The sequence below is a fragment of the Streptomyces sp. NPDC059679 genome (genome assembly GCF_042734105.1).
Classification (GTDB): domain Bacteria; phylum Actinomycetota; class Actinomycetes; order Streptomycetales; family Streptomycetaceae; genus Streptomyces.
On the sequence record NZ_JBHWES010000084.1, the window covers coordinates 24,736 to 47,394 of the forward strand.

The window sequence follows — 22,659 nt, forward strand, 5'->3', positions numbered from 1 at the left end:
CGACGACTCTGTAACAGACGTTATCCCTTGGTGTCCATAAGTCATCAGGGACGTCCCGCAGTTGCGGAGCGGCGTCGCTTGTGTTCGTGGAGTACGGCTGCCGCGCCGGTGATCATCGCGACGAGGAGGGCTCCGCCGCCCAGGGCGTAGGTGGCCAGGCGCTCGCGGCGTTCCTGGGGGGTTTCGCCGAGGGTGAGGGTGGCGGGTTGGGGGGCGTCGACGTTGTGGGCGGCGCTTTTGTCGAGGGTGACGTGGTAGATGGGGTGGTCGTCTTCGGTGAGGGCGCGGACGGGGTCCACGACGCCCCAGCCGACGTAGGGGTCGTGGCCATTGACGGCGCGTTCGGCGGTCTGCTCGATTTGGGCGACGACCTGGTTCTGCTTCCAGTCGGGGTGCTTGGCGCGGATGAGGGCGGCGACGCCGGCGACGTAGGGGGCGGAGAAGCTGGTTCCGTTGTCGACGCACTGGCCGCCGCCGGGGACCGTGGAGACCATGTCGACGCCGGGGGCCGCGACGCCGACGAAGTCGCCGGCCTGGGAGAAGGGGGCGCGCTCGTTGTTGCGGTCGGAGGAGCCGACGGCGAGGACGCCCTTGTAGGCGGCGGGGTAGGTCTTCTTGACCTTGCCGTCGATGCCGTCGTTGCCGGCGGAGGCGATCACGACGACGTCGTTCTGAAGGGCGTTGTTGATCGCGCGTTCGAGGTTGTTGTTGGCTTGCAGCGGTTTGACGGTGTCCTGGGAGATGTTGATCACTCGGGCGCGCTTCTCAACCGCCTTGTCGATGGCGGTGGCCATCGTGTCCGTGGTGCCCGAGCCCTTTTCGTCGTTCTGGCGGATCGGGAGGATCTTGGCGGCCGGGGCGAGGCCGACGAAGCCCGTGCCGTCGTGGGGGCGGGCGGCGATGATGCCGGCGACCTTGGTGCCGTGGCCGACCAGGTCGTCCGTACCGTCGCCCTTCTTGCCCTTTTCCAGGCTGTTCTTGCCGGATTTACGGACCTCGAAGCCGAGCTTGGCGTCGACCGCGTCGGTGAGCTGCGGGTTCTTGTTGTCGACGCCCGTGTCGATGACGGCAACGAGAACGGGGCGGCCGGACTTCTTGTCGATGCCCTTGGTGTCCTGCCACAGCTGGTCGAGCAGGACGCGCTGCAGCGACCAGGGGGTGCCCTTGATCTGTTTGGCGGGGTACGTGCACTCGCCTGTGCCCGCCAGGGAGAGGGGTCCCGCCGGTATCACCGGTCCCTGGGACGCGGAGAGGGCTGTGAGGGCCGCCGCTGTTGATAGGAAGAGTGCCTTCTTCGTCCTCTTCCGCTGAGTGTTGCTCATCGGCTACGACCCCTGCGGCTGCTTGGCGCTGTTGGTGTCCAGGCGCGGTCCCCTCGGCAGGAACTCCGACCAGTTGGCGGGTACGGGCACCGGAATGAGTTCCTTGTAACCGAGCCTTATCTGAGCCTGATTGACGTCCTGCTGCGCGGAATTGGTTCCCGACTGATCGGAACTGCCATCGTTGATCTTCGACTTGTCTGTATCGCTGTCGTTATTGGACTGGACCACATAGCGAAGTCCGGTGTCCGTGACGAGAAAGATCGCGCCGCTCGTGTTCTGGCGGCCGGTGACCTGGCGATAGAGGAGGCCGGATCCAGGGGTCACGTAGGCGCTGGTGGCGCCGTCCGGGATGGTGGCGGGGAAGTCGGTGCCCGCCCAGGTGGCCAGCTCGGGCGTGTGCTTGGACGTCATTCCGCTCATGATGCTGCAGACGGTGTCCCGCTCGGCGCTGCCCAGGGTCTCCTGCTGCTCGATGGAGTTGGCCTGCTCCGGGATCTTCGTCGGCCACTCGTACGTGTCGTAGAAGTCCCCCTCCGGGGTGAAGGTCGCGCCGCTCACCCGCTCCGCCCGGCCGGCCTGGCCGAGGTCCTTGAGCTGTTCGCTGTTGAGGAGGAGCTTCTCGATGAACTCCGAGATGCGCTGCACCTTGCCTTGCAGGACGACGTAGTACTGGGTACCGGTGCCGGTGTTCGCTTCGAGGACCATGCCGACCTTGTTGGCCTCGTCCGGAAGGGTGCCGACTCCGGCGTCGGCGCCGATCCGGCCCGGGACCTCGGGGAAGGAGATGGGTGCACCGTCCCGGAAGGTCGCCAGCCAGTCCTTGGTGACGCGCTGCGGTTTGGCGCCGTCCCGGAAGATGGAGCGGAGCAGGAGGTCGTACTTCTCCGACGGCAGCTGCTTCCATTTGGCGCCGCCGATCAGATACTTGGTGCCCTGTGGATCGACCAGATAGCGGGCGTCGTCCTGGCCCTGCACATAGAGGGCCTGGGCGCCGTTCAGCCGCTGCGAGCTCCGCAGCTTCTTGCCCTTCGGGTCGCCGTCAGAGAACAGGAAAACCGCCTTTTGGATGGTTTTCCCCTTGCCGCCGGGCTGCTCGCAAACGGCCCACTCCTTCTGCTTGCCCGCCTCGTCGGCGCTGGGCAGCCGGTCGGGAGCGTACGGGATGCCGATCGTCGGGCCGCGCGGGATGTGGCCGTTGTCGAGCTCGGACTCCTTCACCTTGACGACGCTGGACTTGTCGCCGGTGAGCAGGAGCTTGGCGGACGCGAAGTTGAGGACGGGGTGCAGCTGCACCTTGCCGTCGGTCTTGAGGATGACATAGCGGGTGGTGGAGTTGGAGCCGACGATGACATGGGCGCCCACCTCGTCCCAGCCCTTGGGGGCGACCGGCTTGAACATGCCCCAGGCCCCGAATCCGGCGAGGATCAGGGCGCCTATGACGACGCCGGGGAGGACCGTACGCAGCGGGCGCGGGGCGCCCTCCTCCGTACCGCTCGGTGAGGGTTGCAAGAACGCGGCGACTGTCCGCTTCTTCGCGAATGTATAGGCGTTGAGCTCATCCCGCCGTGATGCCATCTTTAGCCGTATCTCCCCGCTTTTCGGCCTCGGCCTTCGGGCACTGCCCTCGGTCCGGGTGTCGTACCGACCCTCTACTATGCCGGGAAGGAATTGGCTCGTGTCGCTCGGGGACGATCCGGCCACGGACGTCCGCCGGGCCTTTCGGGTGTGTTTCGGACTTTAAGGGGCTGACGGGGATGGCTGCCGCCACGCGCGCACGCACCGCGGGGAGCGGATCCGGTCGGAGGGGATCGGGCGAATCCCGCTCGCGGGCGTCCTCCGGGTCTTCGCCCGCCCCCGCGCCCGCATCGGCGGCGCCACCCGCCTCGGGAGCGGTCACGCCGCGGCCGGCCTCCCGGTCGGGCAGTTTCGGGCCGGTGCGGCTGCAGCAGCTGGTGCTGATCGAGGTGGCCGCGGCGATCGTGCTGGTCGCGTGGGTCGTCGACGAGCTGTTGCTGGTGCCGGCCGCGGCCGTGGGCCTGGTGCTGGTGCTGCTCGCCGTCGTACGCCGCCGTCAGCAGCCCATATCGGAGTGGCTGAGCACCGCCGGCTCGCTGCGGCGGCGCAAGCGGCTGGCGGCGAAGCCGCTCGACGCGGGCACGGACCCCGGCTTCGCGATCGCCGTGGAGTGCGAACCGGCGCTGCGGACCCTGACGTTCATCGACCGCGACCGGCGGGCGGTGGGCATGGTCGGGGACGGCACCTTCCTGACGGCGGTGATTCAGGTGAAGGCGGTGGACGCGCCGCTGCGGCCGCAGCGCGCGCAGCAGCCGCTCCCGCTGGCCCTGCTGCGGGACGCCATGGAGGTGGACGGGATCCTGCTGGAGTCGGTGCAGGTCGTCCAGCACACGCTGCCCGCGCCCGCGTACCATCTGCCGGCCCAGTCGCTGGCCTTGCGCAACTACGCGCCGCTGCAGGCGCAGACCGGCGCGCCCGCGGTCCGTATGACGTGGGTGGCGCTGAAGTTCGACCCGGAGCTGTGCCCGGAGGCCGTGGCCGCGCGCGGCGGCGGCATGGGCGGCGCGCAGCGGTGTCTGCTGCGCGCGGCGGACCAGTTGGCGAGCAGGCTGCAAGGGGCCGGCTTCGGGGTGACGGTGCTGACGGAGGAGTCGCTGACCGCCGCGGTCGCGACCGCCGCGAGCGCCAACCAGCGGGCCACGGCGCAGGCCGGGCGGCGGGACACGCTCAACCGCCGCACCCTGGAGAGCGCGCGTGCCTGGCGGTGCGACGACCGCTGGCACACCGCCTACTGGATCGGCCGCTGGCCGCAGTTGGATGCGGCGTCGGCGCCGCTGCCCCAGCTGGCCGCGCTGCTGACCTCGCTGCCCGCGCTGTCGACGACCCTCAGCCTCACGCTGCGCCGCGGTGGCAAGCTGGGCGGTCGGCACGCGCCGACCATCAGCGGCCATGTGCGGATCACCGGCCGTAGCGCCGATGAGCTGGTCAGCATCCGCAAGGAGCTGGAGCGTACGGCGCGCGGGGTGCGGATCGGGCTGGTGCGGCTGGACCGCGAGCAGGTGCCCGGTGTCCTCGCCACTCTGCCCCTGGGAGGGACCCGCTGATGGCCACGCCCGCAACCGCCCCGAACGGGGCAGCTTTCCCCGGCCCTGGTCCTGGTTTCCCTGGCCCCGTCCCGGGCCCCGGATTCCCCAGCCCTGGCTCCGGCCCGGGTCTTCCCGGCCCCGGGCAGGCGCCCGAGCCGGAGCCCGCGCCCGCGCCGCCGCGCAAGCAGTGGTCGGGCTTCGGGCTGCTCGGGCCGCGCCGGCAGCGCCATGAGGTGCCGCCCGAGCAGTTCGAGTCGCTTGCGCTGCCCGTCGGCGACGACGGCATCGTGATCGGCGCGGACGGGCAGGGGCAGCCCGCGGTGCTGGGGCTGCACCGCCCCTCTCCGTTCAACGTCCTGCTGGTCGGCGGCCTGTGGACGGCGCAGGTGATCGGCCTGCGCGCGGTCGCCACGGGCGCCCGGGTCACCGTGGAGACCGGCCGGCAGCAGATGTGGACGTCGCTGGCCCAGGCCGCGAACAACAACCAGCAGTGCATCACCCTGCATGACGTGGGGCGGGTGCCGCCGCAGGGCGCCTCGGTGAGCAGCCCGGTACTGGTCGTCCGGGACGCCGGGATGCGGCCGCCACGGGGTCGGGTGACCGCCGCGCCCTGGCAGTCCGTACTGACGCTGCTGCCGTATCTCAGCCCGGTCGCCCCCCGGTTGATGGAGAACGCGGGCCTGGTGGGCATCCAGCGGGTGTCCCCGGACGAGGCGACGCAGATCGGCCGCATCATGGGGCTGCCCGCCGTCGACGTGTCCGCGCTGTCCACGCTGGCGGACGGGGTCACCCTCTGGTGCACCCGCCATGCGCGGCTGTACGTGGCGACGCAGCCGACCGACGCCGAGTCCGGTCTGCTGGGCGCGCCCCGCCGTATGGACTGACGGGCAGATGGGCTGACGGGCAGATGGGCCGAGTCAGGCGAGCGAGGGGCCGGGCCGCGCTTCAGGGCTCCGGGGCGGCTGTCAAGTTCGATTGCCTCGGCGCGCTCGGCGGACGACACTGGCCGCGACAGTGTCCACGCGGCTCCTTTCCGTGAACACGTTGGCTTTCCGCAGTTTCCGCAGTTTCCGAAGGGACGTACGCACCAATGGCCGACGCCAACGAGAAGGCAGAGCTGTACGCGCTCGACATCTCCGATGTCGAGTGGCTCAGCGCGCCCGGCAGCGCCTCCGAAGACCGGGTGGAGATCGCCTATCTGCCGGGCGGCGCGGTCGCCATGCGGAACTCGGCCGATCCCGAGACGGTGCTGCGCTACACCGAAGCCGAATGGCGCGCCTTTGTGCTCGGCGCGCGGGACGGTGAATTCGACCTGCAGTGAGCCGCGGTGAGCGGTCCGACGGCGGTCAGGGGACGGCGGTCAGCGGCAGAAAGCCATGATCATCTCTTCGGCCGCTCCCGAACCCGTCAACCGGTCGGACGCGATATAGAAAACGCCGTTCCGGTAGACCCGGGTCGCGGAGGCGAGGCCGGCCTCCGCGACCCGGGTCGCGCTCGGCAGCCGCAGCAGTGTCCTGGGCCTGCCTCCGCCCGTGCCGATGCCGACGACGGAGCCCGCCGTACGGTCCGTCGGCTCCTCGTAGGCGATCAGGGCCCCGCCCTCCACGCTCAGCGGAAACAGCGTCCGGCCGGGCACCTTGGCCGCCCACTTCCGCTGCCCAGTCCTCAGGTCGAAGGCGTGGATCTCGCTGCTCGGGCGCCCATCGCGGGCCAGCGTCAGCTCGGTCGGGAGGTAGAGCGTGTCCGAGGAGACCGCGACGCCCCGGCAGCCGCCCAGCTTGGTGCCGAAGAGGTCGAGGCCGCACTCCGGTTGATAGGACCGCTTGCCCAGATCGAGGGACGAGCGCCGCTTGCCGCGATCCGACAGCGCGAGAACGCCACCCGACTTGTGGTGGTCATCGGCGAGGGCGACGACGACGGGGGCGGTGGAGAAGATCGTGCTGACCTTGTAGCCCTTGCGTACGCGGTAGGTCCAGGAGACCTCGTCCGTGGATGTGTTGATCCGCTGCAGCCCCGCGGTGCCGTCGTCGCAGGAATAGGCGCGCAGCAACGCCCGGCCGCCCGCGAAGCCGTCCACATCGCAGCCCGGGCCGGGTGCGCCGGGCGAGACCTGGCGCCCGTCGTCGACCTTGAGGACGGCCGAACCGCCGTACCAGGAGAGGCCGACGAGATCACCGCTCTGGGCCAGGCCCATGCCGAGGTGGTCGCCGCCGGAGGCGGTGGGGGCATGGGGAGGGGAGGCGCCCTGAGTGGCGGCTCCTGGGGTGGGGGCGCCCGGTGCGGAGGGGGCCGTATACGGGGCGCGCCGGTCCCAGAGCTTGACGCCCTTGTCGAGGTCGATGAGCGCCAGCCGACCGCACTCGTCCTTACCGCCGCCGCGGTAGGCGATGACCACCTTGCCGTCGGTGGGGGATTCGGGGACCGCGCACACCGCGTCACGGAGCTTGACGGTCCACTTGGGCTCGCCGTGGTCGCCGTAGGCGATGACCCGGTTCTGGACGGGCTTGACGACATAACCGTCCATCACCCAGAAGCCGGGGATGTCGGCGCCGGTCTTGGGGGCCTGGGGCGCGGGTTTCCGGAACAGCACCCTCGCCTCGCCCGGTCGGCGCGCATCGTCGGGGCCGCTCTCACCGCCGTGCCGACCGCTGGTGGTGCCGGTCCCGCCGCTGGGCCCGGTCGGGACCACGTCCGTATGCCGTCCGGCCCGGTCGGTGTCCCGCGTCCTCGGCCCGGCGTCGGACCGCCCGCCGCCGTGCCCCACCGCGGCCCACACCCCGGCTCCCACCGCGAACAGGGCGGCCACGGCCGCGCCGACGACAAGGGACTTGCGACGTCTGTCACGCTCTCGTCCGCCGCCCGCCGGAGGCGACGGCGGCCGGTCGGGGGGCTGGGGCGGCTGCGGCATCGCGCTTACCTCTTACCCGGGTCCTCGGACCGGTCGGCCTCCCCCCGCGATCCAGAAGGCCGTTCCTCCCGGAAAGGAGCGATTCGGTCGGGATCCCGCTGTACGAAGGGCATTCGAGCGGGGAATCTTTGTATCACCCGGGGCAGAGGTACACCGATGGTCGTGCGGCCATCTGTTGGCGCTGGCCGGTCCGTACGCGGGCCGGGCCGTGGGCGTATTGGGCGTCACAGCGCGCCGAGATGTACAAGGAGAAAGTGTGCGCGCGGCGTACGGGATGTTGCCATGACACGTGCGTCCGGTACCGGACAGGTTTGAGGGCGGGGACGGGCCTGCCCCCACGGCGCCCATGGTGATTAGTCTTGGTGTGCACGATGGAGAACCTGATCTCGGGTTCCCGGCGTCGCAACGGGGAAAGCCGAGCGGTCGGACGACAGTAACGATCGGCAACGATCGGCCTCGCCAAGAATTTCAAAGGTGCTCGACCACACCAGGAGGCATTGTGAGTAGCGATCGGGACGAGATCCGCGCGGGCGGAACCACACCCGGCGATGATCGGTCCGACGCGGAGACCGAGCACACGGGCGAATTCACCATCGATTACACCCCGCCTGCCTGGTACACGCAGAACGCCTCGTCGTCGGCGACTCCGGGCGGTCCGGGTGCCGGGATCGGCGGGAGCGCATCGGCGCCGCCTCCGCCCCCGGCGGGCGGTCCGGTGACTACGCCCGGGGTTCCCGAGCCGAACGGCTTCACACCCGCGTGGCCGGCGGCGGGTGCGCCCGCCCCCGGTACTCCCCCCGCCGGAACGCCCGTGGGGCAGGCCGCGGGCGAGTTCACTGCCGAGCGACCCCAAGCGTCGGGCGCGCCGTCGGATTTGCCGGATTCATCCGACTACACGCTCCAGCCCAGCGTTCCCGCCCCTTCCACGGCTCCCGCCCATCCCACGGCTGACGCCCCGGCAGCTGACACCGCGTCGCCGTCCGGGGCCGGTGGGGAGGGACCGGCCGGGGACGGCCAAGCGGCGGGCCAGGCCCCGGGCGCGGGCGACGCCCCCGAGGGGCGGGAGCCCGCGGCTCCCCAGGTCGCCGATGCCGCCGAGGGCCCCACGACAGCGGACGCCGGCACGGCCGCCGCCGGTTCCGGCGACGTCCGGGACGACGCGGCGCCGCAGCCCGGCGGTTCCGGTTCCGGTTCCGGTTCCGGTTCGAGTGCCGGTTCCGGTTCCGGTTCCGGCGACGTGGGTGGCCACGCCACCATGCGGTTCTCCCCCGCCGCCCTGCACCGTGAGATCGCGGAGCGGGCGGGCGACGGGGCCGGCGGCGCTGATGGTCCCGGTGGCCCCGTTGGCGTCGGCGCGGCTGGTGGCGCCGCAACTGGTGGGGCCGAGCCGTCCGATGCTGTTCCCGCCGACGTGCCCCCGGCCCCTCCCGCGCCCACCGACGCGGCGCAGAGCGGCGATGTGCGCAGCGAGGGCACCCTGCGGTTCTCCACCGCCGCCCTGCGCCGCGACATCGCCGAGCGCAGAGCCAAGAGCACCGAAGGGGCGGGCCCTGTGCCGCCTGAGGGCCAGGGCTCCGAGCCCGGGCCCCAGGACGCGCCGCCCGCCGGGCAGCCGCCGCAGTCCGGCCAGCAGCCCGCCGCGTGGGCCCCGCCGGGCGCTCCGCAGGCCGGTCTGCCACCGCTGCCCCCGGACTTCCAGCCCGCCGCGCCGCAGAGCGCCGGCGGTGCTACGGGCGCGCCGGGCGCGGCCGAAGCGCCGGGTGGCGGCGCACAGCCCGTCCCGGGCGCGGCGTGGCCGGCCCAGGGCGCCGCTGCCGCGGGTCCGGGCGCACCGCTTCCGCAGCAGCGTACGGACGCCCCACAGCAGGCGCCCGGCGCGACCGGCGGGCCCGGTGCGGACGGCTCGTTCGCACAGCAGGCCGCCGCGTGGCCGCCACCGGCCCCGGGCACCGAGGGGCAGCCCGCCCCCGGCACCCCGACCGGCCCTCAGGCCTCCCCGGCTGCCCCCGGCCAGGCCCCGGCGGGCCCGCAGCAGGGCGGCTACGGCTTCCCCGGCGCGGCCGCCGGACCCGGAAACCCGCAGCAACAGCCCCAGGGCCAGGGCGCGCAGGGACCCGCCGCCCCCGGCCCGCAGGGCCAGCCGGGCGGCTACGGCTTCCCGCGCCCCGTTGACAGCACTCCTGTCGACGGCACCCCGATCGCCGGGCAGGCCGTACCGCCCCAGGCCATGAACGCGCCTGGTCCGCACGGCGCCGTGCCACAGGGCGCCGTGCCACAGGGCGCCGTGCCACAGGGCGGTCCGGCGCAACCCGGCCCTGACAACCGTGGTTACGGATATCCGCAGCCCGGAGCCCCCGTTCCGAATCCCGCACAGCCCACGCCCCCGGCCGTCGGCCAGCCCCCGGCAGGCCCGCAGCAGGGCGGCTACGGCTTCCCCGGCCCGGCCGCCGGACCCGGAAACCCGCAACAGCAGCCCCAGGGCCAGGGCGCACAAGGACCCGCCGCACCCGGCCCGCAGGGCCAGCCGGGCGGCTACGGCTTCCCGCGCCCCGCCGACGCCACCCCCACCGGTGGCACCCCCGCCGCGCAGACCGGGCAGCCCGGCCCCGCCGCGCCCGGCCCCCAGGCCGTTTACGGCTACCCGCAGCAGAACCCGCAGGACGGCTACGGCTACCCGCGCCCCGGCGAGGCCGCGAACACGCCCAGCAGTGACAACAACGACTCCCCCCTCGACCCGCGCACCGGCGGCTGGCCCGTCATCAACCCTGAGCAGCGGCAGCGCCCGGCGGGCGGCGCGGGGGCCCCGCTCGGTTACACCGCCGCGGTCGAGCTGTCCTCGGACCGGCTGATCCGCGGCAAGCAGAAGCCCAAGAAGAACAACAACAGCGGGCCCTCGCGGTTCAAGATCGGTGGCCGGAAGGAGGAGGCCGAGCGGCAGCGCAAGCTCGAGCTGATCCGTACGCCCGTCCTGTCCTGCTACCGCATCGCGGTGATCAGCCTCAAGGGCGGCGTCGGCAAGACGACCACGACCACCGCTCTGGGCTCCACCCTCGCCAGCGAGCGGCAGGACAAGGTCATCGCGATCGACGCCAACCCGGACGCGGGCACGCTCGGCCGCCGGGTGCGCCGCGAGACGGGGGCGACGATCCGCGACCTGGTGACCGCGATCCCGTATCTCAACAGCTACATGGACATCCGGCGGTTCACCTCGCAGGCGGCCTCCGGTCTGGAGATCCTGGCCAACGACGTGGACCCGGCGGTCTCGACGACCTTCAACGACGAGGACTACCGCCGCGTCATCGACGTACTGGGCAAGCAGTATCCGATCATCCTCACCGACTCGGGCACCGGCCTGCTCTACAGCGCCATGCGCGGGGTCCTCGACCTCGCCGACCAGCTGATCATCATCTCCACCCCCTCCGTGGACGGCGCCAGCAGCGCCAGCACCACCCTCGACTGGCTCTCCGCCCACGGCTACGCCGATCTGGTCTCGCGCAGCATCACGGTCATCTCCGGGGTGCGGGAGACCGGCAAGATGATCAAGGTCGAGGACATCGTGTCGCACTTCGAGACCCGGTGCCGGGGCGTGATCGTCGTGCCGTTCGACGAGCATCTGTCGGCGGGCGCGGAGGTGGACCTGGACATGATGCGGCCCAAGACCCGGGAGGCGTACTTCAACCTCTCCGCCATGGTCGCCGAGGACTTCGCCCGCGCGCAGCAGGCACAGGGGCTGTGGACGGCGGACGGCAGCCAGCAGCCGCCGCAGATGGCTCCGCCGCTGCCAGGGCAGCAGCACGGCGACGCGTACGGGCAGCAGCCTCAGCAGCCGTACCCGCAGCAGCACCAGCCCCAGTACCCGGGACAGCCGGGGTACCCACAGCCCGGGCAACCCGGTCAACCGGGGCAGCCTGGACAGCCGCAGCCCGGGTATCCGCAGCCCGGTCAGCCGGCTCAACCCGGTTACCCGGGTGCACCGCAACAGGGCTGGCAGCAGCAGCCTCAGCAGCCCTATCCGGGCGCGGCGCAGCCGGGACAGCAGGCCCAGCAACCGGGCCAGCCCGGCCAGCCCGCTCAGCAGGCCCAGCAACCGGGCCAGCCCGCTCAGCACGGCCAGCAGCCGGGCCAGCCCGGGCAGCCGTGGCAGGGCTGGCAGCAGCAGCCGGGCGGGCCCCAGGGCTGAGCGCCGCGCCGGCGAGGCAGGTACGAAGACGCCGGGCGGGCTGAATGGATCCAGCCCGCCCGGCGTCTTCGTCTTCGTCGTCCGGTCCCCGCCTGGGCCGCCGCCGCGCAGGCAGCGTCAGCGGCTGTCGCCGACCCGGAAGGCGGCCTCGGGAGAGTCGGCGGCCTCGACCAGCTCACGGGCCCGCTTCACATCGACCGCCATGCGCTCGAGCAGGGCCTCGATGGACGAGAACGTCTCCTGGCCGCGCAGATAGGCGAGGAAGTCCACCTCGACGTGCAGGCCGTACAGGTCCAGGCCCACGCGGTCGATCGCGTACGCCTCGACCGTGCGCTCCGTACCGTCGAACTGCGGGTTCGTGCCGACCGAGATCGCCGCCGGCATGGCCTCGCCCTGGGCCGTCAGCCAGCCCGCGTACACCCCGTCGGCCGGGATCGCGGTGTGCGGCAGCGTCTCCAGGTTGGCCGTCGGAAAGCCGAGCTCGCGACCGCGCTGGGCACCGCGCACCACCACGCCCTCGACGCGGTGCGGCCGCCCCAGGACCTCCATGGCGCCCGCGACGTCCCCCTCGGCGACCAGCCGGCGCACCAGGGTGGAGGAGAACGGCTCACCGCCGCCCGCCGCCCCGCGCTGGTACAGGTCGACGAGTTCGACCTCGTAGTCGTACGTCGTGCCGAGCTCCTGCAGAAACGCGACGTTCCCGGCGGCCTTGTGGCCGAAGCGGAAGTTCGGGCCCTCCACCACGGCCCGTGCGTGCAACTTGTCGACCAGCACCTTCACCACGAAGTCGCCGGGCGACAGCCGGGAGAACTCCGCTGTGAAGGGCAGGATCAGCACCGCGTCCACGCCAAGACCGGCCATCAGCTCGGCCCGCCGGTGGTGCGGGGCGAGCAGCGGCGGATGGCTGCCCGGCCGCACGACCTCGCTGGGGTGCGGGTCGAAGGTCACCACGACCGCCGGTACGCCCAGCTCACGAGCGCGCGCCACCGTACGGCTGATGATCACCTGGTGTCCCCGGTGCACCCCGTCATAGGAGCCGATGGTGACGACGCTGCGTCCCCAGTCCTCGGGGATGTCCTCCAAGCCACGCCAGCGCTGCACTGTGCCCGCTCCTCGCCCGAACTCATGTCTGTCCACTTCGCAGGTCTAAGACTGCCATGTCGTCGGCGTACGCTTCGCATCGGTCGGCACGACAAGCCGCCCCGACCGGCGTCCGTGCAGGTGACAGCGGTGCCCACACACCGGAACGCGCCCCCTTCCGCTCCCGCCGACCCTCCTGAGCGCCTGCTCGATGGGGTGAATTCGGGCGTTGGGGTGGACAGAGACCCTAGGGGGGTAAAGGGGGGCGCGACGCACCGCGGAACGGCGAAGGCCGCCCCGCGGTGCGGAGCGGCCCAAGGGGGCCACGCTTCGGGCAGCACCCCTGAGACGGGCAGCCTCAGGCGAACACGGCCAGGCTCTTCGCCTTGCCCTCGTGCTCTTCCACCAGGGCCAGAAAGCGCCCCTCCGGACCGAAGACCGCCACCGGCCCGGTCTCCTCTCGCTCCGGCATGCCGATCCGTACGCCGTTGCCCAGCAGCCGGGCCCGGTCCTCGTCGACGTCCCAGCGCGGGAAGGCGGCGGCCGCGGCCTCGGCGATGGGCATGATCTGAAGGGACTCCTCCAGCTGCGGCAGCGTCCTGGCGGCGGCCAGCCCGTACGGACCGACCCTGGTGCGCCGCAGCGCGGTCAGATGGCCGCCGACGCCAAGACCGGCGCCCAGGTCGCGGGCCAGCGCCCGGATGTAGGTGCCCGAGGAGCACACCACGGTGACGTCCAGGTCGAGGACGGGGGTGCCGTCCTCCGCCTTGGCCTCGCGGTGCGCGTGGAGGGTGAAGGACGACACGGTCACCGGCCGTGCCGGGATCTCGAAGTCCTCACCCTCCCGCGCCCGTGCGTAGGAGCGCTTGCCGTCGATCTTGATCGCGCTGACCTTGGAGGGCACCTGCATGATGTCCCCGGTCAGCGCGGCGATCCCGGCCTTGACGGCCTCAACGGCCTCGACGGCGGTCAGGGCCGTCCCGGCGACGCCGGCGGAGGAGGTGATCTCCCCCTCCGCGTCGTCCGTGACGGTGGTCTGGCCGAGCCGGATCGTCGCCGAGTAACCCTTCTCGGTCAGCGCCAGATGCCCGAGCAGCCGGGTGGCCTTCTCCACGCCGATCACGAGCACGCCCGTGGCCATGGGGTCCAGCGTCCCGGCGTGGCCGACCCGCCGGGTCCCGGCGAAGCGGCGCATCTTGGCCACGACGTCGTGTGAGGTGAAGCCGGCCGGCTTGTCGACGATCACCAGGCCGTCCGGGGCCGTGGAGCCGGCCCGTCCCTTGCGCGTCATGCGTCCGAGGAGCCCTTGCCATCGGTGCGGGCGCCATCGCGGGCGCCGTCGGCGGCGACAGGACCCTCGGCAGCCTCCTCGGCCTCCCCGGGTTCTTCGCCGGGCTTCCGGTACGGGTCGGCGTCACCTGCGTACGTGGCGCCCGAGGACGCCTCGCGCACCTGGGCGTCCGCCGCCTTGGCCTTGGCGAGCAGGTCGTCGATCGTCCGGGCGTTGTCCGGCAGCGCGTCCGGGACGAACGTCAGGGACGGGGTGAAGCGCACCCCGGTCTGCCGGCCGACCTCGGACCGCAGCACGCCCTTGGCGCTCTCCAGAGCCGCCGCGGAGGCCGCCCGCTCCTCGTCGTCACCGAAGACCGTGTAGAAGACGGTCGCCTCCCGCAGGTCACCGGTGACCCGGGTGTCGGTGATCGTGACGTAGCCGAGCCGCGGGTCCTTGATCCGCCGCTGCAGGGTCTCCGCGACCACGACCCGGATGCGGTCAGCCAGCTTGCGTGCCCGCGCGGTGTCGGTCATGCGTCTTCTTCTCTCTTCTTCGGTTCGACAATCGATGGTCGGGGACGCTCAGCGTTCATGCACTCACACGGCTATTCATCGTGGCTGCCGTGGAACCGGCGCCGCACCGACAGCAGTTCCACCTCGGGCCGTGCGGCGACCCAGCGCTCGCAGCGGTCGAGTACGTCCGTCAGATGGCTCGCGTCCCCCGAGACCACCGCGAGGCCGATCTCGACCCTGCGGTAGAGGTCCTGGTCTCCGACCTCCGCCACGCTCACCGCGTAGCGGCGGTGCAGTTCGGCGACGATCGGGCGGACGACGGAGCGTTTCTCCTTGAGCGACCGTACGTCGCCGAGGAGCAGGTCGAAGGACAGCGTCCCTACATACATGCAGTCCGGGTCAAGCCACCCGTGGGGCCTTAGGTGTGCAGGCTCTTCGAAACCGTACACGCAATGGCCGGGGCCGATCGACGGAAATACTCCGCCGACCGGCCCCGGATGAGCAGCAGCGCGTCAGCCGCGCGGCTTCTCGCGCATCTCGTAGGTGGCGATGACGTCGTCGATCTTGATGTCGTTGTAGCTGCCGAGGTTGATACCGCCCTCGAAGCCTTCGCGAATCTCGGTGACGTCGTCCTTGAAGCGGCGCAGACCCTCGATGTTGAGGTTCTCCGCGATGACCTTGCCGTCGCGGAGGAGGCGCGCCTTGGTGTTCCGCTTGACCTCGCCGGAGCGGATGAGAACACCCGCGATGTTGCCCAGCTTGGACGAGCGGAAGACCTCGCGGATCTCCGCCGTACCGAGCTCGACCTCTTCGAACTCCGGCTTCAGCATGCCCTTCAGGGCCGCCTCGATCTCCTCGATCACCTGGTAGATGATCGAGTAGTAGCGGACGTCCACGCCCTCGCGCTCGGCCATCTGCGTGGCACGCCCCTCGGCGCGCACGTTGAAGCCGATGACGATGGCGTCGGAGCCGGTCGCCAGGTCGATGTCGGTCTCGGTGACGGCACCCACACCGCGGTGCAGCACCCGCAGGTCGACCTCGTCGCCCACGTCGAGCTGGAGCAGCGAGGACTCCAGGGCCTCGACCGAACCGGACGCGTCGCCCTTGATGATGAGGTTGAGCTGCTGCACCTCGCCGGCCTTGAGCACCTTGTCCAGGTCCTCCAGCGACACCCGGCGGGTCCGCTTGGCGAAGGCCGCGTTGCGCTCGCGTGCCGCGCGCTTCTCGGCGATCTGGCGGGCGGTGCGGTCCTCGTCGACGACGAGGAAGTTGTCGCCCGCGCCGGGGACGTTGGTGAGACCGAGCACCAGGACCGGGGTCGAGGGGCCTGCCTCCTCCAGCGCGTTGCCGTTGTCGTCGAGCATCGCCCGGACGCGGCCGTACGCGTCGCCGGCCACCATCGTGTCGCCGACCCGCAGGGTGCCGCGCTGGACCAGCACGGTGGCCACGGCGCCGCGGCCGCGGTCGAGGTGCGCCTCGATCGCGATGCCCTGCGCGTCCTGGACGGGGTTGGCCCGCAGGTCGAGCGAGGCGTCGGCGGTGAGGATGACGGCCTCCAGGAGGTCGTCGATGTGCAGACCCTGCTTGGCGGAGATGTCGACGAACATGGTGTCGCCGCCGTACTCCTCGGCCACCAGGCCGTACTCGGTCAGCTGACCGCGCACCTTGGTCGGGTCCGCGCCCTCGACGTCGATCTTGTTGACCGCGACCACGATCGGCACATCGGCCGCCTTGGCGTGGTTCAGCGCCTCGACCGTCTGGGGCATCACACCGTCGTTGGCCGCCACCACGAGGATCGCGATGTCGGTCGACTTGGCACCGCGGGCACGCATGGCGGTGAACGCCTCGTGACCCGGAGTGTCAATGAAGGTGATCCTCCGGTCCTCGCCGTTGACCTCGGTGGCGACCTGGTACGCACCGATGTGCTGGGTGATACCGCCGGCCTCGCCCGCGATGACGTTCGTCTTGCGGATCGCGTCCAGCAGTCGGGTCTTACCGTGGTCGACGTGACCCATGACGGTCACGACCGGCGGACGGGAGACGAGCTCTTCCTCGCCGCCCTCGTTCTCGCCGAACTCGATGTCGAAGGACTCGAGAAGCTCGCGGTCCTCCTCCTCCGGGCTGACGATCTCGATGTTGTAGTTCATCTCGTCGGCGAGGAGCTGCAGCGTCTCATCGGCAACGGACTGCGTCGCGGTGACCATCTCGCCCAGGTTGAACATCACCTGGACCAGGGACGCCGGGTTGGCGTTGATCTTCTCCGCGAAGTCGGTGAGCGAGGCACCCCGCGACAGCCGGACCGTCTGGCCGTTGCCGCGCGGCAGCATCACGCCGCCGATGGACGGGGCCTGCATGGCCTCGTACTCCTGGCGACGCTGCCGCTTCGACTTACGGCCACGACGCGCCGGACCGCCGGGACGGCCGAAGGCGCCCTGCGTGCCACCACGGCCACCGGGACCACCCGGACGGCCGCCGAAGCCGGGACGGCCACCGCCGCCACCGAAGCCGCCGCCACCACCGCCGCCGCCGGGACCACCCGGACGGCCGGCGAAACCGGGACGGCCACCGCCGCCACCGCCACCACCGGGACGACCGGCGAAGCCGCCGCCGCCCGGACGACCGCCGCCGCCACCGGGACGACCGGCGCCGCCGGGACCGCGACCGCCGCCACCGGGGCCCGGACGCGGGCCCGCGGCGGGACGCTGCGGCATCATGCCCGGGTTCGGGCGCGGGCCGCCGCCGGGACGGGGACCGCCACCCTGCGCGCCCTGGGGACGCGGCATTCCGCCCGGGGTGGGACGGGGACCGCCGTGTCCGCCACCAGGGCCTCCGGCGGGACGCTGCCCGCCACCCTGGCCGCCCTGCGGACGCGGACCGGCGCCGCCCTGGCCGCCGGGGCGCGGGGCGGCGCCGGGACGGGGCGCCTGCGGGCGCGCCATACCGGTGGAGCCGCCGGAGGTGAAGGGGTTGTTGCCCGGACGCGGACCGGCCGGACGGGGACCGCCCGGACGCGGGGCGCGCTCGCCGCCGGGGCGCGGAGCGCCGCCGGGACGGCCACCCTGACCCTGGTCACGACCCTGTCCCGGGCCACCCGGACGGGCGCCGGGGCGCGGGCCGGGGGCACCGCCGGGCTTGCCCGGACCAGCCGGCTTGGCGCCGGTGGGCCGCGGGGCCGCCGGGGCCGGCGACGGCGGGGCGGTGAACTCGGGCTGCGCCGGAGCCGCGGGCTGGGCCGGAGCCGGCTTGGGGCCGGGGGTCGGCCGTGCACCAGGGGCACCAGGAGCGCCGGGGGTGGGCCGCGGGCCCGGAGTGGGCGCCGACGGCATGCTCTTGGGGCCCTCCGCCACGACCGGCTTGGGGCCGGGGGTCGGGGGCTTGGGGGCAGCAGGACGTGCCGCCGACGCCGGAGTGGGCGCGGACGGCTTGGCGGGCGCCGCCTTGCGCGGCGCCGAGGGCTTACCAGCGGCCCGGCCGGAGCCGCCCTGCTGGAAAGCGTCAGTCAACTTGCGAACAACAGGCGCTTCGATCGTCGAAGACGCCGAACGGACGAATTCGCCAAGTTCTTGGAGCTTGGCCATGACGACCTTGCTCTCAACTCCGAACTCCTTGGCGAGCTCGTATACCCGGACCTTAGCCACTTCGCTCCTTCTGGTCCGGGGTGGTCGTCCGCCGGACCGTCGCTACTTCATGGGCGTACTCATCGCGTACTCATCGAGTGCTCATCGCAATCTCGACCTACTTCCGACTCGCGAGGTACCTGACCGCACGGTGACCCGTGCCGTTCTTCTTGCTTCTTACGGCTGCTTACGCGCCTTCTTACTGCGCCGCTGCCTGCTCGGCGTGCTCGACGTAGCGGCGCAGCGCCGTGGTGTCGAGCGGCCCCGGCCCCCTGAAGGCCCGGGGAAAAGCCCGGCGGCGGACCGCCAGGTCGAGGCAGACCCGTGTGAGATGCACATAAGCACCCCGACCGGGCAGCGTACCGCGCCGGTCGGGGACGCACGCGCCCTCGGCCGTCACGATCCGCAGCAGATCGTCCTTGGCCGCCCGCTCCCGGCATCCCACACAGGTTCTCTCAGGGCATGCGCAAGCACGCGTGCGGCCAGACACTGATTAAGTCTACCTCCCTGAGCCGACCGCACCCCTTGGGGGATGTGATCGGACAGCCAGATGTTTTCGGCTGAATCCCGGACGGCCGTCCGGTGAATCAGCCTTGCTCGGCGGGCTGTTCCGTATCGGGCCGGATATCGATCCGCCAGCCCGTCAGCCGGGCAGCCAGCCGGGCGTTCTGCCCTTCCTTCCCGATCGCGAGGGAGAGCTGGTAGTCGGGCACGGTGACGCGCGCGGAGCGCGCCGCCATGTCCACCACCTCGACCTTGCTCACCCGGGCCGGTGACAGCGCGTTCGCCACCAGCTCCGCCGGGTCGTCGGACCAGTCCACGATGTCGATCTTCTCGCCGTGCAGCTCGGCCATCACGCTGCGGACCCGGCCGCCCATCGGGCCGATGCACGCGCCCTTGGCGTTCAGACCCGAACGGGTGGAACGAACGGCGATCTTGGTGCGGTGGCCCGCCTCGCGCGCGATCGCCGCGATCTCCACGGAGCCGTCCGCGATCTCCGGCACCTCGAGCGCGAAGAGCTTCTTCACCAGGTTCGGGTGGGTGCGCGACAGGGTGACGGACGGGCCGCGCACGCCCTTGACGACGCGCACGACATACGAGCGCAGCCGGGTGCCGTGCGCGTAGTCCTCGCCCGGGACCTGCTCCTGCACCGGCAGGATCGCCTCGAGCCTGCCGATGTCCACCAGGACGTTCTTCGGGTCCTTGCCCTGCTGGACGACGCCCGTGACGACATCGCCCTCCCGCCCCGCGTACTCGCCGAAGGTGATCTCCTCCTCGGCGTCCCGCAGCCGCTGCAGGATGACCTGCTTGGCGGTCATCGCGGCGATCCGGCCGAAACCGGAGGGGGTGTCGTCGAACTCCCTGGGCTCCTCGCCCTCCGCCAGGTCCTCGGCGTCCTCCCTGGCCCACACCGTCACATGGCCGGTCGCCCGGTCCAGCTCCACACGGGCCCGGCGGCGGCTGCCCTCCGTGCGGTGGTAGGCGATGAGGAGGGCCGACTCGATCGCCTCGACCAGCAGGTCGAACGAGATCTCCTTCTCCCGAACCAGACCCCGCAGGGCACTCATGTCGATGTCCACGGCTACGCCTCCTCCTTGCTCTCGTCGCTCGCGCCCGCGGCCTTCTCGGCGGTGTCGGCGGGCTCAGCGGGCTTACGGTTGAACTCGATCTCCACGCGTGCTTTGGAGATCTCCTTGAAGGCCAGCCGTCGGGCGGTGGGCCTGCGCCCCTTCACGCCCGGCACCTCCACGTCGAGCCCGTCGTCGTCCACCGCGGTGATCCGTGCGACCAGCTCGCCGCCCTCCGCCAGCCGCGCCTTGATCAGACGGCCGGCGGCCCGGCGGTAGTGGCGCGGCTCGGTCAGGGGACGGTCGGCACCGGGAGAGGTGACTTCCAGAACGTACGGGTGCTGGCCCATCGCGTCGGTGTCGTCGAGCGTCTGCGAGATCGCCCGGCTCAGCTCCGCACACGCGTCCAGCTGCACGCCGTCGTCGGAGTCCACCACGATACGGAGCACGCGCCGCTTCCCGGCCGGCGTCACCTCGACCTCTTCCAGATCCAGGTCCCGCGCGCTGACGAGCGGTTCCAGCAGTCCGCGCAGCCTCTCGCTCTGGGTGGTGCTCATCCGGGTGACTCCTCGGCCGCGTGTGCTGTTGTGGGAAGGTCGCGTGTCAGGTCAAAGCCTATCCGTTCCGGCGGCCGACTGACGATTCGGTGGCTGGTGCCAGGTGGTCGCCCCGCGCGAGGGTACGCTCGCCTGCTGTGATCACCAATGGCGGCCGTGAGCGGCCGCAGCCGGGAAAGAGGAACGTGCCGATCACGACTCCCCCACCGCCCCCGCGCCCTGCCCGCGCGCCCCTGTCCTTTGGCTCGTCCTTTGGCGAGCCGCCGCGCCCCTCGTCCTCGCCCTCGTCCGTGTCCCGGTCCCCGTCTCCGTCCCCGGGTCGGCGGAATCTCCTGCTGGCCGGCGGTGCGATCGGGGCCACCGCGCTGCTGGCCGGCTGCTCCGACGACTCCGGGTCCCGGCCCGACGCGGCCGGGGCCCGGGCGGGCGAGGAGCGGCTGCGCACCCGGGGCGCGCGCGACTCCGCCGCGCTTCTGGCGCGCTACGACGCGACCGCCGACGCGCATCCGAAGCTGGCGGACCGGCTGCGGCCGCTGCGCGAGGAGACGGCCCGCCACCTGGAGGCCTTCCGCGCGCCCGCGTCCGCGCCCGCCTCGCCCTCCTCCGCTTCGCCTTCCGCTTCCGCGTCCCCGTCCGCTTCCGCGGGCGCGACGCGTGTCCCGGATGTCCCGAAGGACGAGAAGAAGGCGCTGGCCGCGCTCGCCCGCGCCGAACGCCACACCGCCGACACCCGCACCGCCGCGCTCCGCGACGCCCCACCCGAGCTCGCCCGTCTCCTGGCCTCGATCGCCGCCTGCGGCGCCGCCCACGCGTACCTGCTCACATCGGGCAACTCATGACCCCGCCGCCCGACAACTACCGAACAGCGGCGCCGGGCGCCGCGGAAGGGGACTGAGATGACCGCCTCGACGGCTCGCGCGCGTCGCGAGGAACGCGCCATGGCGCTCAAGGCCACGCAGGCGGCGCTGGCCGCCGAGCATGCCGCGGTCTACGGGTACGGCGTGGTCGGTGGGCGGATCGGTGACGACCGGCTGCAAGAGGCCCGGGACGGGTACGCCGCGCATCGGGCGCGGCGGGACGCGCTCGCGCGTACGGTGCGCGACCTGGGTGGCACGCCGGAGGGCGCGGCGCCCGCTTACGCGCTGCCGTTCGCGGTGCCGGACGCCGCGGCCGCGGTGCGGCTCGCCGCGGAGCTGGAGAACCGGGTGGCCGCCGTCTACGCCGATCTGGTGCGGGCCGCCGACGGCGCCCTGCGCCGCGAGGCGGCCGGGGCGCTGCGCGAGGCGGCGGTCCGCGCGGTGCGCTGGCGGGGCAGCGGCGTAGCCTTCCCTGGGCTCACCGAACGCGCCGCCGCGCCAGGCCCGACGCCGGGGGTGCCCTCGGCGAGCGCGTCCGCGGGCGAGTTGTGACGGTCGGCCGCGGCTGTTGGATCATGGTCTGTCGGCAGTCTCGACCGAACCCGTACGGAAGCCGGTGAGCTGCAGACGTAACCGCGCACAAAGCAGATGAAAAGGGGACAGCTCGGCGATGGTATCGGCACCGCAGCCCGGAGGCCCTGAGGCGGCCCCCATCACCCTGCCGCAGCGGCTGCTGGACTCGCTGAGCAACGACCCCGAGAGCCCGGCCCGCGTCTGGCTGGCCAAACTGCCCGAGCTGGTCGCGCACCAGCTGCGGGCCTGGGAACTGACGCTCGAGCGGGTGCCGAGCCCGGGCGGCCGGAGCAGCCTCATCGTGCTCGTACGGCAGGCCGACGGCACGCCCGCGACGCTCAAGTTCCCGGTGCCGGGCCCGTACTCGGGGCATGAGCGGGCGGCGCTCGCGCACTGGAACGGCTGGGGCGCGGTGCACCTGCTGCGCGACGACCCCGAGAGCGGGGCGCTGCTGCTGGAGCGGCTGCACAGCGCGGTGTCGCTGCGCTCGCTCCCCGAGGCCAAGGCGCTGCTGGAGGCGGCGGGCACGGTGCGCCGGCTGTGGGTGGCGCCTGCCGAGGGGCACCCTTACGACTCGGTCGCGGCCCGGACCGGCGAGGGGGTCGAAACGCTGCGGCTGATCGCCGCCGGGACCTGGGCGGTGGACGCGCGGCCACTCGTCGACGAGTCGCTGGAGCTGCGCGAAGCGCTGTCCGGGCAGGCACCGGAACACCTCCTGCTGCACGGCGACTTCCGCCAGGGCAAGGTGCTGGCCGGGGAGCGCGCCCCGTGGCTGGCCGTGGGGCCCACGCCGCTGGTCGGCGAGCGGGCGTACGACCTGGCGCAGCTGGTGCTCGACCGCTTCGAGGACCTGGCGGCCGGTTCGGGGCCCGCCGCGGCCGCGCGGCGCCGCGTCGCGAAGCTGGCGGACTCACTGGACGTCGACCGGGACCGGCTGCGGGGCTGGACGCTGTTCCGCGCGGTCGAGGCCGGGCTGCGGCACGCCGCGGTCGGCGACCGGCGGCGGGGCGAGCTGCTGCTGGAGTTCGCGGGCTGGTTGTAGGCCGGCCCGGCGCCCCTCCCGCGTCCCTCCCCGTGTCCTGGCCGGGGCGCGCGGGGGGGGGGGCGCGGG

The 22,659-nt window shown here is 72.5% G+C and carries 18 protein-coding genes; 7 read left to right on the forward strand and 11 right to left on the reverse strand.

Annotated elements, in window-relative coordinates; all coding sequences use genetic code 11:
- Positions 1-44: 44 nt before the first annotated feature.
- Both mycP and eccB read right to left on the reverse strand, forming a co-directional pair.
- The gene (gene mycP / locus ACFV2X_RS48640) at positions 45-1,322 is read right to left on the reverse strand and encodes a type VII secretion-associated serine protease mycosin (RefSeq protein WP_385629109.1); all 1,278 of its coding nucleotides are present in this window, start codon (positions 1,320-1,322) and stop codon (positions 45-47) included.
- Between the two features lie 3 nt (positions 1,323-1,325).
- A complete protein-coding gene (gene eccB / locus ACFV2X_RS48645; RefSeq protein WP_385629111.1) occupies positions 1,326-2,897 on the reverse strand; it encodes a type VII secretion protein EccB in 1,572 nt (523 codons plus the stop codon).
- A gap of 359 nt (positions 2,898-3,256) precedes the next feature.
- Between eccB and eccE the strand changes: the two genes are divergently transcribed.
- The 3 genes from eccE (at position 3,257) to ACFV2X_RS48660 (ending at position 5,744) form a co-directional block, all read left to right on the forward strand.
- Positions 3,257-4,441, forward strand: a complete 1,185-nt coding sequence (gene eccE / locus ACFV2X_RS48650) for a type VII secretion protein EccE (RefSeq protein ID WP_385629113.1) — start codon at positions 3,257-3,259, stop codon at positions 4,439-4,441.
- The gene (locus tag ACFV2X_RS48655) at positions 4,441-5,307 is read left to right on the forward strand and encodes a hypothetical protein (RefSeq protein ID WP_385629115.1); all 867 of its coding nucleotides are present in this window, start codon (positions 4,441-4,443) and stop codon (positions 5,305-5,307) included. The genes eccE and ACFV2X_RS48655 overlap by 1 nt, the downstream gene beginning before the upstream one ends.
- A 206-nt stretch (positions 5,308-5,513) precedes the next feature.
- Positions 5,514-5,744: a DUF397 domain-containing protein gene (locus ACFV2X_RS48660; protein ID WP_014175992.1), complete on the forward strand. Its 231-nt coding sequence runs from the start codon at positions 5,514-5,516 to the stop codon at positions 5,742-5,744.
- Positions 5,745-5,783: 39 nt separating this feature from the next.
- Here the strand turns inward: ACFV2X_RS48660 and ACFV2X_RS48665 are convergent, their stop codons facing one another.
- The gene (locus tag ACFV2X_RS48665) at positions 5,784-7,331 is read right to left on the reverse strand and encodes a hypothetical protein (RefSeq protein ID WP_385629118.1); all 1,548 of its coding nucleotides are present in this window, start codon (positions 7,329-7,331) and stop codon (positions 5,784-5,786) included.
- 499 nt (positions 7,332-7,830) lie between these two features.
- On the opposite strand from ACFV2X_RS48665, the gene ACFV2X_RS48670 reads away from it, so the two are divergent.
- The gene (locus ACFV2X_RS48670; RefSeq protein WP_385629121.1) at positions 7,831-11,511 is read left to right on the forward strand and encodes an SCO5717 family growth-regulating ATPase; all 3,681 of its coding nucleotides are present in this window, start codon (positions 7,831-7,833) and stop codon (positions 11,509-11,511) included.
- A gap of 117 nt (positions 11,512-11,628) precedes the next feature.
- Here ACFV2X_RS48670 and ACFV2X_RS48675 read toward each other — a convergent pair whose 3' ends face one another.
- The 8 genes from ACFV2X_RS48675 to rimP form a co-directional block, all read right to left on the reverse strand.
- A complete protein-coding gene (locus ACFV2X_RS48675; protein WP_385629122.1) occupies positions 11,629-12,612 on the reverse strand; it encodes a bifunctional riboflavin kinase/FAD synthetase in 984 nt (327 codons plus the stop codon).
- Positions 12,613-12,949: 337 nt separating this feature from the next.
- On the reverse strand, positions 12,950-13,882 hold the full coding sequence (gene truB / locus ACFV2X_RS48680) for a tRNA pseudouridine(55) synthase TruB (RefSeq protein WP_385629124.1): 933 nt from the start codon (positions 13,880-13,882) through the stop codon (positions 12,950-12,952).
- Positions 13,879-14,397, reverse strand: a complete 519-nt coding sequence (gene rbfA, locus ACFV2X_RS48685; protein ID WP_385629126.1) for a 30S ribosome-binding factor RbfA — start codon at positions 14,395-14,397, stop codon at positions 13,879-13,881. The genes truB and rbfA overlap by 4 nt, the downstream gene beginning before the upstream one ends.
- Positions 14,398-14,468: 71 nt before the next feature.
- Entirely contained in the window at positions 14,469-14,765 is a 297-nt protein-coding gene (locus tag ACFV2X_RS48690; protein ID WP_089510703.1) for a DUF503 domain-containing protein, read from the reverse strand.
- Positions 14,766-14,888: 123 nt separating this feature from the next.
- A complete protein-coding gene (gene infB / locus ACFV2X_RS48695) occupies positions 14,889-18,014 on the reverse strand; it encodes a translation initiation factor IF-2 (RefSeq protein WP_385629131.1) in 3,126 nt (1,041 codons plus the stop codon).
- 178 nt (positions 18,015-18,192) lie between these two features.
- Complete coding sequence (locus tag ACFV2X_RS48700; protein ID WP_385629133.1) at positions 18,193-18,483, reverse strand: YlxR family protein; 291 nt, start codon at positions 18,481-18,483, stop codon at positions 18,193-18,195.
- Between the two features lie 97 nt (positions 18,484-18,580).
- Positions 18,581-19,573 (reverse strand): transcription termination factor NusA, encoded by a 993-nt coding sequence (nusA, locus tag ACFV2X_RS48705; RefSeq protein ID WP_089510706.1) that lies wholly within the window; start codon positions 19,571-19,573, stop codon positions 18,581-18,583.
- 2 nt (positions 19,574-19,575) lie between these two features.
- Positions 19,576-20,118 carry a ribosome maturation factor RimP gene (rimP, locus tag ACFV2X_RS48710; RefSeq protein WP_385629136.1) on the reverse strand — a complete coding sequence of 181 codons (543 nt, stop codon included), beginning with the start codon at positions 20,116-20,118 and terminating at the stop codon, positions 19,576-19,578.
- Positions 20,119-20,408: 290 nt separating this feature from the next.
- Between rimP and ACFV2X_RS48715 the strand changes: the two genes are divergently transcribed.
- The 3 genes from ACFV2X_RS48715 to ACFV2X_RS48725 all read left to right on the forward strand — a co-directional run bounded on the left by ACFV2X_RS48715 (position 20,409) and on the right by ACFV2X_RS48725 (position 22,590).
- Positions 20,409-20,957 (forward strand): hypothetical protein, encoded by a 549-nt coding sequence (locus ACFV2X_RS48715; protein ID WP_385629139.1) that lies wholly within the window; start codon positions 20,409-20,411, stop codon positions 20,955-20,957.
- A 57-nt stretch (positions 20,958-21,014) separates the two neighbouring features.
- A complete protein-coding gene (locus ACFV2X_RS48720; RefSeq protein ID WP_385629141.1) occupies positions 21,015-21,527 on the forward strand; it encodes a ferritin-like domain-containing protein in 513 nt (170 codons plus the stop codon).
- A 118-nt stretch (positions 21,528-21,645) separates the two neighbouring features.
- Positions 21,646-22,590, forward strand: coding sequence for an aminoglycoside phosphotransferase family protein (locus tag ACFV2X_RS48725; protein WP_385629144.1), 945 nt, complete (start codon positions 21,646-21,648; stop codon positions 22,588-22,590).
- Positions 22,591-22,659: the final 69 nt, after the last annotated feature.

Bases quoted from the DNA above. Each gene is read 5' to 3' on its own strand.
- mycP (WP_385629109.1), bottom strand. From the start codon at position 1,322: ATGAGCAACACTCAGCGGAAGAGGACGAAGAAGGCACTCTTCCTATCA.
- eccB (WP_385629111.1), bottom strand. From the start codon at position 2,897: ATGGCATCACGGCGGGATGAGCTCAACGCCTATACATTCGCGAAGAAG.
- ACFV2X_RS48655 (WP_385629115.1), top strand. From the start codon at position 4,441: ATGGCCACGCCCGCAACCGCCCCGAACGGGGCAGCTTTCCCCGGCCCT.
- ACFV2X_RS48660 (WP_014175992.1), top strand. From the start codon at position 5,514: ATGGCCGACGCCAACGAGAAGGCAGAGCTGTACGCGCTCGACATCTCC.
- ACFV2X_RS48665 (WP_385629118.1), bottom strand. From the start codon at position 7,331: ATGCCGCAGCCGCCCCAGCCCCCCGACCGGCCGCCGTCGCCTCCGGCG.
- truB (WP_385629124.1), bottom strand. From the start codon at position 13,882: ATGACGCGCAAGGGACGGGCCGGCTCCACGGCCCCGGACGGCCTGGTG.
- rbfA (WP_385629126.1), bottom strand. From the start codon at position 14,397: ATGACCGACACCGCGCGGGCACGCAAGCTGGCTGACCGCATCCGGGTC.
- ACFV2X_RS48690 (WP_089510703.1), bottom strand. From the start codon at position 14,765: ATGTATGTAGGGACGCTGTCCTTCGACCTGCTCCTCGGCGACGTACGG.
- rimP (WP_385629136.1), bottom strand. From the start codon at position 20,118: ATGAGCACCACCCAGAGCGAGAGGCTGCGCGGACTGCTGGAACCGCTC.
- ACFV2X_RS48720 (WP_385629141.1), top strand. From the start codon at position 21,015: ATGACCGCCTCGACGGCTCGCGCGCGTCGCGAGGAACGCGCCATGGCG.
- ACFV2X_RS48725 (WP_385629144.1), top strand. From the start codon at position 21,646: ATGGTATCGGCACCGCAGCCCGGAGGCCCTGAGGCGGCCCCCATCACC.